Here is a 12,416-nt window from a genome sequence, read left to right as displayed (position 1 = left end):
TCTCACTCAACAAGAGATACAGCTAATTTTCAGTCATGGCTTATACCAATTCGTAATTCGTAATTCGTAATTCGTAATTAAGAAAGTCCCATTTAGTCTAGGTTTCTGGGTTTGGATCTGTATCATTATTTTTGGGAAATGGTATTAGACAATGGCCGCGATCGCGTTTGAATCTCATCCTCTTATTTTTGCTAAGGTATTGAAAGGAAGTTTGACTGTAAAGGTACTACCTTTGTTGATCTGACTTTGTACTTGAATACTACCTCTATGCGCTCTGGCGATCGCACAAGCAAGAGCTAATCCTAATCCAGATCCTCCAGAAGCACGAGAACGGTCTTGATTAATACGGTAGAAGCGACCAAAAATGAGACTTTGATGCTCTGGAGCAATACCAATTCCTGTGTCTTGTACAATGATGAAGGCGTAGCGATCGCCTCTTTCTAGAGTCACTGTAACTTGTCCACCATTAGGTGTAGCTTGAATGCCATTAATAATCAAGTTAGAAAATAAGCGATAAAGTTGTTCTTCATTGCCTGGAATGCAAAGTTTTTTCGGTGTTTGCACTTGTTGTACTAGCTTGACTTGAGCTTCAATCGCTAGAAATGCCAGTTCTTCTACTAAATCACTAATTAAATCATTCAGACAACATAAGCTGTATTCTCCTGCCAATTGATGCCGATCTAGCCTCGCTAACAGCAGTAAATCTCCTACCAATTTGGATAGCCTAGCATTCTGCCGCTTAATCACTTGCAAAGTTCTACTTATTGGCTCAGACAACAAATCTGACCCTGATTGTCCATGCAATCTAAAAGCAGCATCAATAGTAGAGTGCATTGCTGCTAAGGGAGTACAAAATTCATGAGCAGCATCGCCTGTAAACTGTTCCATTTGTTGATAAGAGCGATAAACAGGCTGCATTGCATTACCAGCTAAATACCAACTGCAAATGGCAATGACAATCATAGTTACAGGCCAACCCAACAATAAAGCCAATCTCAAGGCAGCAAGATGCTGGTCTAGGTCTTTCAAGCTTCGCCCCACTTGCATGTAGCCTGTAAGCTGATATTGGGTACGTAGTCTTAAACTAATTTGACGGTATCGTATGCCCGATGTGTCTATTAGCGTTTGCCGACGTATTTCTGCTGAAGCGATGGGTAATTGTTCAAGTTGCACTCCTGCTACGCTAAGCGGTCTTTCTGACCGATCCAATAAACGCAGATAGTAATTAACCGGATCTGCCACATTGCTAAGTGAGTGTTGGATTCCTGTTGTTTGAGATAACAGACAATCAGCTTGAGTTAAGCAAACATCTAAAGAAAGTTGTTTAGCAAGTTGCTTTAATTGTTTGGGTTTTCCCCAAACAGGTTCAATACTTTTATGCAGTGCCTTGGCTACTGACTCTAAACCTTGGTCTATGGTTTCATGATAAGCATGAGCAACAATTTGATAAACTCCTAGACCAGACACACCCAAAATGCAGCCCATCACCAGCGCATACCAAGCTGCCAACCGAAGGCGAGTCAGATAGAAGAGTTCGTTACGTTCCACGCGCAAAGATTAGGAATTGGGGACTGGGGAAGAAGCAGAAGGGCAGCACTTCGGCTACGCTCAGTGACCAGGGGGCAAGGGGGCAGAGGAGACACGGTGACAAGAGGACACGGAGGATTTTTCCCCACGTCCCCCTTCTAATAGCCTATGCTTTTTCAAACCTTAAGGCGATATCCTACACCATAAATGGTTTCAATTAAAGATTCACTGTTATCTTCTCCCAGTTTGCGTCTAAGTAAGCGAATTTGTGCTGCTACCACGTTACTCATGGGTTCTGCACCAATTTCCCAAAGCTGATTTATGAGTTGGTTTCGAGTGACAATCTGGTTAGGATGTTTCATTAAATGTTCTAGCAATTGAAATTCTTTGATAGTCAATGAGTTTACTAACTTATTACCATTAGGATACTGGCGAGTCACTTCATGGGTGCTGTAGTTAAGAGTAATGGCACCTAATTGCAAGTGGCGAGATTGAATTTGAGGACATCGCCGTCGTAATGCCCGCAATCTTGCTAGCAATTCTGGCATATCAAAAGGCTTCACCAAATAGTCATCTGCACCGCTATCTAGTCCGATAATCTTTTCTTCCATCCGGTCTTTTGCGGTCAGCATTAACACAGGCAAAGGATTGTTTTGCGATCGCAGTTTCTTGCACAAATCTAACCCAGAAATTCCTGGTAGCATCCAATCAAAAATCGCTATTTTGTACTGCGTCCATCCACTTTTTAAGTATTGCCATGCTTGATCCCCATCTAGAAACCAGTCAACTACGTATGCCTCATGATGTAGCACTTCTTTGACTGCTGTGCCTAAATCTGGTTCATCTTCAACTAAAATAAGTCGCATAACTAATTCAAAATTGAAAATAGCCTACAAAAAGCGCCCAATTAATCATGCTATCGCTGACTAACAACAGAGGCTGGTGTAATTGCTGCATATTGTTCAGAAGTCAGTAATACTTCTTTAATATCTAGAGGCTTGGGTAACAACCCTTCTTTGTAAAAGTAATCAATAACTCGCTGTTGTGTCTGAATGCGTTCAGAATCTATTGGACTGAGTTGAAAAGATGAACGACTATTCACCTTTTCTTGGATGTCCAAGTCAAGTTTTGTTTCAGGTACAAGCAGCTTTGCTACCTCTTTGGGATGCTCATCTGCCCACTTACCAATCTTTTGGATTTCTTCAATGACAATCTTTAACAACTGTGGATTTTCTTCTGAAAACTTACGAGCGCCGATATAATACCCACCTGGAAGATCGAACCCTTCAGAATCTCGCAATATCCGAACTTTATTTTGTTTCTCAGCAATACTCAAAGCTGGATCGTAACCAACCCAAATAGGAATTTTACCTTGCATAAATGCACTAACAGCATCCACGTTAGGGATGCTGACAGGTTGAATGTCACTGTATTTCAGACCAGCTTCTTCTAAAGCTCGAAGCACAAAATAGTGAGTGCCAGATCCTTTCTGAAAAACTACCTTTTGACCTTTAATCTCCTTAAAGTCTTTAATTGGCGAAGAGGGAGGCACTGCAAACGCATAGAATCTTCCAACTGGAGGTACGCGACCCACAAGATAAACAATATCGGCTCCTGCTGCTTGAGCGAATATTGGTGGAGTATTCCCAACCGATCCCAAATCGACCCTACCAACGTTCATCCCTTCCATTAGTTGTGGCCCTTGAGTAAATTGCAGCCACTCTACTTTGACTCCCAAAGGTTCTAGGCGTTTTTCTAAAACACCAGATACTCTGACTAAATCACCCGCTTGTTGATAGCCTACCCACAACACATTGGTCTTAATCCCACTGGCAGACGTACTTGTTGTAGAAGTACCAGATGTTTGTTTTGTATTGCAACTACCCAGAGCAAATGAAGTAGATAACCCTAACAAGCTTGTTGTACTAAGACGGAGAAAGCGGCGACGAGTGTTAAATAGTCTATTCATAGTTGCAAAAATTGAAAACTATTTACAGGTTTATGGTTTAGCTATCACAGTTTTTGGTGTAACTTTAGCATAGTATTCTGGTGACAAAACCACTTCGCTAGGGTCAATCTTTTTAGGTAACAAACCTAAGTCGTAATACATATCAGCAACTTTTTGCTGAGTAGCAATAACTTCGTTTGTAATTGGACGCAGACTATACTTTTGCCGACTAGCAATTTTTTCTAATGTGTCAACTTCAATTCCGGTTTCTTCTGACAGAAGTTCTGCGAATTGGCGAGGGTTTTCTGTAGCCCATTCCTTAGCTTTTTGAACCTCTTCTAAATAAATTTTGATAAATTCAGGATTTTCTTCAGCAAATTTCCGAGAAGCTGAGTAAAATAGCCCCACGTCTATTAATTCTTCACCGTAACGTAAGACACGACCAATTTTTTGCTGTTCTACCCGACCAATAAAAGGTTCCCATATCACCCAGACATCTACTTTTGCTTGACTAAATGCCACGTTAGCATCTGGTGGAGGTAAATAAACTGGAGTAATATCACTTAACTTTAAGCCTGCTTGTTTTAAGGCTTTAATTAAAATGTAATTAGCAATTGATGCTTTTTGAAAAGCTATTCGCTTACCTTTAAAGTCTGCAAAAGACTTAATAGGAGAGTCATTCGGTACCAAGAACGCTACACCATTAGAAATAGGTATTGTAGTCGCAAGATAAACTAAATCAGCACCTGCTGCTTGAGCGAAAATGACAGGTGATTCTGCGGTACGCGCAAGGTCAAGACTTCCTGCATTTAGGGCTTCTAACTGTTGGGGGCCTGCTGCAAACTCTTTCCACTGTATAGAATAGCCTTTGGATACTACGGCTTGTTCCAGAGTCTTTTTCTTTCTAATTACTGCTAAGGGACCAAATTTGTCAAAGACAATATTAACTTGCTTTTTTTGATTAGAACTCGATGAAGATGTTGGTTGAGGATTCTGTTTCTGTGTTGTACAGCTATATAAGACTGTGACTGCTGTTGTGACTGAAGCTGTAATCAAAAATGAGCGGCGATCCATGATTTTTTACCAAATAAATTTATTAATTGCATCAGATGACTTATCGACAGGTAATGAAACGGTTGTTTGATGCAATTCTTTTAGTGAGATTTCACATAGCTAAACCATAATTTCTGGTGGTGTGATGGCAGCATACATATTAGGCGGGAGTAACGCATCTTGAATGTTAATTTTCTTTGGTATGACACCTTCTTGAAAGAACAAATCTGCCACACGTTGTTGTTCCGCAATTAGTGCCGGGCTGAGGCCTCTACGTCCTGCTAAAGTAAGACGAGACATCACCCTTGCTACCACATCTTCATCAAGTTTTTGTTGAGTAATCATTAGTTTCGCCACTTCGTCTCGATTTTTATCTGCCCACTTATCGAGGTTATGACGCTCTTCAATGATAATTTTGAGTAAGCCAAGGTTTTCTTCGGCAAACTTTCTGTCTGCAATATAGTAGCTACCAGGAGAATCTAGCCCTACAGAATCTCTCAGGACGCGAATTCGACCCATTTTTTCAGCGATCGCATAGTGGGGGTCTCCTGTCATCCAAACAGGAATTTTCCCTTCGATAAAAGCACCCCGCGCTTCAATGGTCGGCATACTTCTGATTTTAATATCTTTGATGCTCAAGCCGATTGACTGCAAGGCTCTGAGAATAAAATAGTGCGATGCCGAACCTTTTTGAAAATAAACTTCTTGCCCCTTGATATCCTCAAATTTTTTCAGTGGAGACTCTGGCGGAACGGCAATCACACTACTTGTTCCTGTTGTTGGATTTCTTAGTGTACCGACGACATAAACTAGGGCTGATCCAGCTACTTGGGCAAATATTGGTGGTGTGTCCCCTACTGATCCCACGTCAACTTTGCCCGCCGCCATTCCTTCCATAAGTTGAGGCCCTTGGACAAATTGTGCCCATTCCACCTCGATCCCCATCGGCTCCAAGCGTTTTTCTAAAACCTGCTGATTTCTGAAAAGATCCCCCGCACTCTGATATCCCATCCGCAGAACTTTAGTTTTTATCGAGAGGGAACTTAAATTGGTAGTATTATTTGAGAGATTCTGCTGGCTTTGTTGGCTACAACTTCCTAACATATATGCTGTAGCAAAACCACATAGACCTGATGTCGCAACATTAAGAAAACGGCGGCGTTTCATTATAGTTATTTTATCCATATCTGATTGAAACCTTCTGCCTCCTGCCTCCTGCCTTCTTAAATTATGTTTACTGTTTAGATGTCAATTGTTGAGGTGTAATTTTGGCATATTCTTCTGGTGATAAAATCACTTCTTTAATATCAACTTTTTTAGGTAAAAGTTTCAAATCATAGTACATATCAGCAATTTTTTGTTGTTTTGTAACTATTTGATTTGTAATTGGCAACAGACCATAGTCGAGCCGAGCATGAACTTTTTCTAAAGTATTGACATCTATGCCTACTTCTTTGGACAGTAACTGTGCTAACTCACGAGGATTATTTTTTGACCATTGTTCAGCCTTTTGCATTTCCTCTAAAAATGCTTTGATAATTTCAGGATGCTCTTTGGCGAATTGGCGTGTTGTAGAGTAAAAACCACCAATGTCTCTAAGACCTGTACCATCTCTGAGAATCCGACCAATACCTTGTTCTTCCACACGAGTTATGTACGGTTCCCAAGCAATCCAAGCATCAACTTTGGCTTGACTAAAAGCAACATTAGCATCAGGTGGTGGTAAATAAACAGGAGTAACATCACTCAATTTTAAACCCACTTCTTTTAATGCCTGCACGATTATATATTGAGCTACAGAAGCTTTTTGCAAAGCAATTTTTTTACCTTTAAGATCGGCAACACTTTTAATAGAGGAATTTTTGGGTACAACGAAAGCAACACCTTTAGGACTCGGTTGTGTTGTAGATATATAAACTAAAGGCGTTCCTGCTGCTTGAGCAAAGATAACAGGAGACTCTGCGGTTGAAGTAATATCAAGACTATTGGCATTTAATGCTTCTAATGATTGAGGCCCAGCAGCAAATTCATGCCAAGTTATAGAATTTCCCTCTGCTTTTAGGCGTTTTTCTAAAGTTCCTTGTTTTCTCACTACAGCAAGAGGGCCAAGCTTAGAGTAAACTATACGAACTGTTGTTGGCTTTTTGTCACTTGTGGTTGAAGCTTTTTGACTAGTTTGAGGTTGTGGATTACAACCGACCAATGTAATTAGTAGCGATCCTAAACTTAAAGTGAGAAATAAAGACACATTTCGTCTAGCACTATATGACATAAGCATAACTAATCAGTCTGTAAGTTGATATATATAGTTTTTTCCCTAAAAATGAAAAAGAAATGAAATTTTTATCCTCCTAAAGATAGATGTATGCATACAAAAATATGCATACTGAGTTTTTTGGCGTTGCTGAATCAAGGGATGATTTTTGTTTCGTGCATAGATGCAAAGCGGCTACTCTTCCGAATTCTCCGTAGAAGTACCCGCTTTTTTAGCCGCATAGACACGTTCGATGTTCGTCGCAGACGTTCCCGCTTTCTTAGTCTTTCCCGTACTCCTTTGGAGAAGCAAGCTACGCATAGCGTCTTTGACAGGAGAATTTCAAGGGCAGGTTTTTCAGATTCAGTCTAATTTGTACACTTTGGTAGCTTTGCCGGATCTAGGTCAATACTGTTAATAATTATTTTTAATCTTGACTAAAAACGTGTATTTGCCGGAGAATAAACCTTGCTTATACTAATGAGGAGATCGACCCTTGAGTAACGCAAACTTGGCACTCAAGAAAATCACTACCGAGATTAGTGGAACAGTTTTCTCTTTGCCTTACTACGTAGCTCGCGATCGCGGTTACTTTGCCGATGAAGGGCTGGAGATTGAGTTTGTTAAACGCAATTATGGCGATCGCCCACCCAAGATCGCGCTGATTGACGATCACAGTCAGGTAAGTTCTTTCGGTGGCCCCTCTCTTTTTGAGCAAGGCCAAAGCAGCCTTTACCGCGCTTGCGAGTGGGGACAAGTACGTCGCACCTACGACAGTTCCCGTGGTGGACAGGTAATAGCCAAGCGAGCTGCTATTGCTAGTCAAGCCATCATTGTGCGTCCAGACTCACCCTACAACATTCCCCAAGACCTAGCTAACGTACCAGTTGGTGTGAACTTCCACCACGGTTCTCATTACATTGCCATCCAAACTCTTGAAGGCTTTCTTCCTCCAGAAGAGATTAAAGTAGTTCACATTGAAGGCGGTAGTCAACCCAAACAATTCAACCGCTTTGTAGCTTTGCGTGATGGCCTTGTTGATGCAGTGGCTGTCATGGAACCCTGGATTACAGTTGCAGAAAAACTCGGCTACAAGATTATCGCCGAGGCTCACTATGTAGGTCTGGAAATTGCTAGTCCCGAACTAGGTAAAGAAAGTTTTGAGGCAATCAACAAAGCCATCCGTCAAGCGGTGAAGGATCTACAAAACGATCCAATCCGCTATGTGAAATATCTGATAGATGACGTATCTGAAGATATCGTACACCTCGAACCGTCAGACTTCCGCCGCAATCGCTTGCGCTACGCAGATCCAGCACCATACTCGGAAACTGACTTCCATCGTACCTATAACTGGATGGTGAAGTGGGGACTGATTCAGCCTGATGCTACCTTCCAACAGATTGTTGATAACCGAGTTGTGATAGTTGGTTAAGTGTTTGAGATATTGCCCGACAAACGTGGGTTTACCCAAATCCGGCAAACCCACGTTTTTTGTTAACTCGGTAGAGCTGATTGAATAAATCTTCCATAAACAAATGCGTACACGTAGAGACTTTTTAAAATATGCTTCTCTAGGAATAACAACTGCTCTAGCTACACAAGCCTGTAATCGCATCACTGAGTCTGCTGCTAGTCAAAGAACTATCAACGTTAAATTAGGGGCAGTCAGTGGTATTAACTCTATTGATGTTTGGATTCCACAGGATTTAGGTTTTTTTGATACTGCTGGTTTGAAAGCTGAAGTAATTACTTTTCAAAGTAGCGCGAAAATGCGAGATGCATTGATTGCAGGTGAAATTGATTTTACAGCCCAAGCACCTTTACATGTCTATCTTTCTCGCCTCAAGGGAGTTCCTTTAAATGTCGTAGCCAATCGTCGTAATCTTGTTGATACTTCCTTAATTGTACGTTCTGATTTACGTTCTCAAATCAAGAGTGTTGCTGACCTCAAAGGAAGAAAGATTTCAGCTGGGGAAATTGGCACTTGGAGTTGGGCAGTATTCGTCAAATACCTGCGTCAAAATGGTCTGGGCGATAAAGATGTCGAATATGTTCAAAGTACAACAGCTTCCACTTATACATTGATCAAAGCTCGTCAAGTTGACGCAGCGATCGCTGGTGCGCCCGACCTTCACAAACTACTCAAAGAAGGAGTAGTTTTTCAACTGCTGAATGCTTTAGATCCAGATGTACATAAAAAATACTTTGGTGCTAGTGAAGCTATGACTCGTGCTTGGCTCAGTCATGAACGCGTGACTGCTCAAAAGCCGGAAGTTATTAAAAGATTAGTTACAGTTGTAAATCGTACTTTTGCATATATGCACCAAACCCCACCAGAAGAAATCTTGAAAGTTGTGGGCAAACGTTTTGATAGCCAAAATTTAGACGCAATCCTCACAGGTTTAAACACCGAACTCAAACGCTCAGTTCCTAAAGATGCGTCTATCAGTCAAGAGGCATATCTTGCCGATCAAAGAGTATTTTTTGATACGGGAATTATTAAGAAAATTGTTCCTTATTCTCAAGGGGTGTTTGATAAATTCGCAGGTCATCGAGCTTAGGGAGAATCACAATATGTCAGTCCCGACAATCGAGACTCAAAATCTCAGCATCTCTTATTGGAGTAAGAATAAGCGGATTGAAGCATTGCAGAATGTCACTTTGACTATTAATGCTGGTGAATTTGTCAGCTTAATTGGCCCTAGTGGTTGTGGCAAGAGTACGTTATTGAATGCGATCGCGGGACTAATTAGTGTTGGTACAGATGTAAATGGTAGTTTTAATACGAGTGGTATCAAAGAAATTGGCTATTTATTTCAAAAGCAAACTTTGTTACCTTGGCGGACAGTAATAGATAATGTGACTGCGCCTCTAGAAATTCGTGGTGTCCCTCGGACTGAAAGAAAACGCAAAGCCTTGTCCATGTTAGAAAAATATGGCTTATCAGGGTTTGAAAATAGTTTTCCCAGAGAGTTATCGGGAGGAATGCAGCAGCGTGTGTTGCTAATTCGGACTTTGATTTATGAACCGGATGTAGTATTACTTGATGAGCCTCTAAGTAGTCTGGATGCTCAAACACGCGCTCTCCTGCAAGATGAATTCCTGCGATTGTGGCGTGATACGGGATGCACTTTTGTCTTGGTAACTCATGACCTGGATGAAGCGATCGCACTTTCGGGGCGTGTATTTCTACTAAGTGCTCGTCCTGGCAGGATTGTTAAGGAATTTCAAATCGATTTACCTCCAGAAAGATCGGCGATCGCTATTCGTACCGATCCCAAATTTCAGAAAATCCAGCGTGAGTTGTGGTCAGAGCTAACTACACAAGTATTACAACAACAAGACCGAGGATTTGCTCTCTTTAAAACTTAATTAAATAATATGAGAACTATCCGCAATCGAAGCATAACTCTTGGACAGTCTGTTCTGTCGGTTAACAAGAAAAAATCAAAAAATTCCAATTCTTATCCCAATCAAATCGGATGGAAACAACGCATATTGCAACTAGCAATACAGCTGACACCCTTGGCTGTAATTTTGCTGGTGTGGGAAGTTGGCACAGGAGCATTTAACATTCCTCCGTTTATTGAACCAGCACTTGTTGGGAAACCAAGTGTTATTGTCCCAGAGGTATGGCAACTATTATCTAGCGGTAGTATATTTCAACATATCTTTGTAACATTTCAAGAGGCGATGACCGGGCTAGCACTAGCAATGGCTGGTGGTATTAGTCTCGGAATTGTTCTAGCTTATTCTCCATCAGGGGCAAAAATTACTCTTCCTTACGTTCAGATATTCAATTCTCTACCTCGTATTGCCCTAGCTCCCTTTTTCATTGTCTGGTTTGGCATTGGATTACTCTCGAAAGTATTACTAGCAGCTTTAGCCGCTTTCTTTCCTATATTTTTTACAACTTATCAAGGACTCCAAAGTATTGAGCGCGAGTTAGTTGCTGCTTTTCAGGTCATGGGCGCAAATCGCTGGCAGATATTGTATATAGTTGTATTGCCTTCAGTTCTCAGTTGGGTAATTGCTGGAATTCGCACAAGTTTAGGTATGGCTCTTGTAGGTGCTTTAGTAGCGGAGTATATTGGTTCAACACAGGGTTTAGGTTATCTGTTAATGTCAGCACAGGGAACTTTAAACGTTGATAAAGCTTGGGCGATATTGGTAATTTTGGCATTCATTAGCGTTTTACTCGATTGGGGGGTACGTGTTTTAGAAGCCTACGTTTTACGTTGGCGACCCAATCCTAGAGAACTATAGAGTTCTGCTATTGTTACTCCACAATCCTTTGTAGGGGCGCACAGCTGTGCGCCCCTAGCCTATGGTTTAATTACCTGAAAATTGCTGTAAATTGCATTAGTAGTATCTATACTGGTGGTAATGACTGCTGCTTTGTCTGACTAATTATGCAGTAGATGGAGTTTGCATAATCTATACATAGAGTGTGTACGGCAAATCATTGCTAGTATAATACTCTAATTATTAGTTTTTCAAACATTTAGTATTACAAGTTAATTTCACCACTGTTGTCTGTTACCTAGAGAGGGCTTGGTTAACAACTAAGCGACTTTTTGCAAGTGTCGTACACGAGGCATAACTTCTTGGGCAAAACTTGTCATCTCCTGTACGAAGGGATTAAATTGCAGCATGAAAGTATCGATACCTGCATCAACGAAAGCTGCAACGCGAGCGGCTACCGTATCATAACTGCCAACTAATCCTGCGGCTGTGCCGCCATTGCCGCCAACAGCCGGATTTTTGGCGAAGAGTTGAAACATAACGGCTTCTTTGTCAACTCCTTTGGCAACACTTAATTTATATTGTTCTTCTAGCTTTTGCAGTGTCATGAGTCGTTCTAGTTCTGCTTGTGCTTCTTTGTCTGTGGGACGAGCAATGACAAAGGCTGATAGACCAAAGCTGACTGGTTGAGGTAGAAAGCGCGATCGCTCCAGAACTTGTTTAATTACCTTGCGGACATCTTCAATCGGTTGACCGTTGATGAAATAAACATCAGCTTGTTGGGCTGCTAAAATCTGCGCTGGATCTGATGCGCCTCCCAGGTAGATGCGCGGATAGGGTTGAGCAACACACAAGGGTCGAAGGCTTAAATCTTGGATTTTGAAGTATTCACCCTCGAAGTTTACCTTCTCACCACTCCACAAAGCTCTCACAACTTGCAACCACTCACCAGAGTAGCGATAACGTTCATCATGCGGTGGGAAGGGGATGTTAGTACGTTCCATTTCTGGGCGAAACCAAGCACTGATGAGGTTTATGGCAAAACGTCCCTGACTAATGGCATCAATTCCCAAAGCCATCTTGGCTAGAACGGCTGGATGAAATAATAAAGGTTTAATCGCAGCGATGATTTCTATGCTTTCTGTAGCTTCAGCCAATGCTGCACAAGCTGTCCAAGTTTCTAACTGGTCTAACTCTAGACTGCGGGGGTTTGCTAGATGTTGTGCTATTAAGGTTGTGACATATCCTAAACGTTCTGCTTCTAATACTAGCGATCGCGTGCGCTCATAACTAGCATCGATAGGTTCTTCAGAGGTATTCAATGGCCCAAAGTTGCCACCGACAGGGGCCCAAATACCGTAGCGTGGTTCTGACATTTTTACCTCC

11 protein-coding genes are annotated in these 12,416 nt (G+C 41.6%); 4 read left to right on the top strand and 7 right to left on the bottom strand.

Translation table 11 applies throughout. The features are described 5' to 3' along the window. Nucleotides 1–174 precede the first annotated feature (174 nt). The 6 genes from rppB to RMY31_RS08165 all read right to left on the bottom strand — a co-directional run bounded on the left by rppB (nucleotide 175) and on the right by RMY31_RS08165 (nucleotide 6,806). Nucleotides 175–1,548: a two-component system sensor histidine kinase RppB gene (gene rppB, locus RMY31_RS08190; protein WP_322665658.1), complete on the bottom strand. Its 1,374-nt coding sequence runs from the start codon at nucleotides 1,546–1,548 to the stop codon at nucleotides 175–177. A gap of 155 nt (nucleotides 1,549–1,703) precedes the next feature. Continuing rightward, entirely contained in the window at nucleotides 1,704–2,393 is a 690-nt protein-coding gene (rppA, locus tag RMY31_RS08185; protein WP_322665661.1) for a two-component system response regulator RppA, read from the bottom strand. Between the two features lie 50 nt (nucleotides 2,394–2,443). Continuing rightward, complete coding sequence (locus RMY31_RS08180) at nucleotides 2,444–3,496, bottom strand: aliphatic sulfonate ABC transporter substrate-binding protein (RefSeq protein WP_322665663.1); 1,053 nt, start codon at nucleotides 3,494–3,496, stop codon at nucleotides 2,444–2,446. A 30-nt stretch (nucleotides 3,497–3,526) separates the two neighbouring features. After that, nucleotides 3,527–4,549, bottom strand: coding sequence for an aliphatic sulfonate ABC transporter substrate-binding protein (locus tag RMY31_RS08175; RefSeq protein ID WP_322665665.1), 1,023 nt, complete (start codon nucleotides 4,547–4,549; stop codon nucleotides 3,527–3,529). 99 nt (nucleotides 4,550–4,648) lie between these two features. Then, on the bottom strand, nucleotides 4,649–5,713 hold the full coding sequence (locus tag RMY31_RS08170) for an ABC transporter substrate-binding protein (RefSeq protein ID WP_409877657.1): 1,065 nt from the start codon (nucleotides 5,711–5,713) through the stop codon (nucleotides 4,649–4,651). Nucleotides 5,714–5,762: 49 nt separating this feature from the next. After that, on the bottom strand, nucleotides 5,763–6,806 hold the full coding sequence (locus RMY31_RS08165; RefSeq protein ID WP_409877655.1) for a sulfonate ABC transporter substrate-binding protein: 1,044 nt from the start codon (nucleotides 6,804–6,806) through the stop codon (nucleotides 5,763–5,765). A gap of 472 nt (nucleotides 6,807–7,278) precedes the next feature. On the opposite strand from RMY31_RS08165, the gene RMY31_RS08160 reads away from it, so the two are divergent. The 4 genes from RMY31_RS08160 to RMY31_RS08145 all read left to right on the top strand — a co-directional run bounded on the left by RMY31_RS08160 (nucleotide 7,279) and on the right by RMY31_RS08145 (nucleotide 11,051). Then, on the top strand, nucleotides 7,279–8,217 hold the full coding sequence (locus tag RMY31_RS08160; protein ID WP_322665671.1) for an ABC transporter substrate-binding protein: 939 nt from the start codon (nucleotides 7,279–7,281) through the stop codon (nucleotides 8,215–8,217). 103 nt (nucleotides 8,218–8,320) lie between these two features. After that, nucleotides 8,321–9,346 carry an ABC transporter substrate-binding protein gene (locus tag RMY31_RS08155; RefSeq protein ID WP_322665673.1) on the top strand — a complete coding sequence of 342 codons (1,026 nt, stop codon included), beginning with the start codon at nucleotides 8,321–8,323 and terminating at the stop codon, nucleotides 9,344–9,346. Nucleotides 9,347–9,359: 13 nt separating this feature from the next. Continuing rightward, complete coding sequence (locus RMY31_RS08150; protein WP_322665675.1) at nucleotides 9,360–10,157, top strand: ABC transporter ATP-binding protein; 798 nt, start codon at nucleotides 9,360–9,362, stop codon at nucleotides 10,155–10,157. Nucleotides 10,158–10,166: 9 nt separating this feature from the next. Further along, the gene (locus RMY31_RS08145) at nucleotides 10,167–11,051 is read left to right on the top strand and encodes an ABC transporter permease (RefSeq protein WP_322665677.1); all 885 of its coding nucleotides are present in this window, start codon (nucleotides 10,167–10,169) and stop codon (nucleotides 11,049–11,051) included. A gap of 299 nt (nucleotides 11,052–11,350) precedes the next feature. On the opposite strand, the gene RMY31_RS08140 is transcribed toward RMY31_RS08145, so the two are convergent. Further along, nucleotides 11,351–12,406 carry an LLM class flavin-dependent oxidoreductase gene (locus tag RMY31_RS08140; RefSeq protein ID WP_322665679.1) on the bottom strand — a complete coding sequence of 352 codons (1,056 nt, stop codon included), beginning with the start codon at nucleotides 12,404–12,406 and terminating at the stop codon, nucleotides 11,351–11,353. Nucleotides 12,407–12,416 lie beyond the last annotated feature (10 nt).

This window comes from Dendronalium sp. ChiSLP03b, from assembly GCF_034531165.2.
Lineage (GTDB): Bacteria > Cyanobacteriota > Cyanobacteriia > Cyanobacteriales > Nostocaceae > Dendronalium > Dendronalium minutum.
The sequence above is the reverse complement of the archived record's forward strand: the minus strand, read 5'-3'. Positions and strand labels throughout refer to the sequence as shown.

Excerpts from the sequence above, each read along its gene's own strand:
- rppA (WP_322665661.1), bottom strand. The coding sequence starts at position 2,393 with ATGCGACTTATTTTAGTTGAAGATGAACCAGATTTAGGCACAGCAGTC.
- RMY31_RS08180 (WP_322665663.1), bottom strand. The coding sequence starts at position 3,496 with ATGAATAGACTATTTAACACTCGTCGCCGCTTTCTCCGTCTTAGTACA.
- RMY31_RS08175 (WP_322665665.1), bottom strand. The coding sequence starts at position 4,549 with ATGGATCGCCGCTCATTTTTGATTACAGCTTCAGTCACAACAGCAGTC.
- RMY31_RS08170 (WP_409877657.1), bottom strand. The coding sequence starts at position 5,713 with ATGGATAAAATAACTATAATGAAACGCCGCCGTTTTCTTAATGTTGCG.
- RMY31_RS08165 (WP_409877655.1), bottom strand. The coding sequence starts at position 6,806 with ATGCTTATGTCATATAGTGCTAGACGAAATGTGTCTTTATTTCTCACT.
- RMY31_RS08155 (WP_322665673.1), top strand. The coding sequence starts at position 8,321 with ATGCGTACACGTAGAGACTTTTTAAAATATGCTTCTCTAGGAATAACA.
- RMY31_RS08150 (WP_322665675.1), top strand. The coding sequence starts at position 9,360 with ATGTCAGTCCCGACAATCGAGACTCAAAATCTCAGCATCTCTTATTGG.
- RMY31_RS08145 (WP_322665677.1), top strand. The coding sequence starts at position 10,167 with ATGAGAACTATCCGCAATCGAAGCATAACTCTTGGACAGTCTGTTCTG.
- RMY31_RS08140 (WP_322665679.1), bottom strand. The coding sequence starts at position 12,406 with ATGTCAGAACCACGCTACGGTATTTGGGCCCCTGTCGGTGGCAACTTT.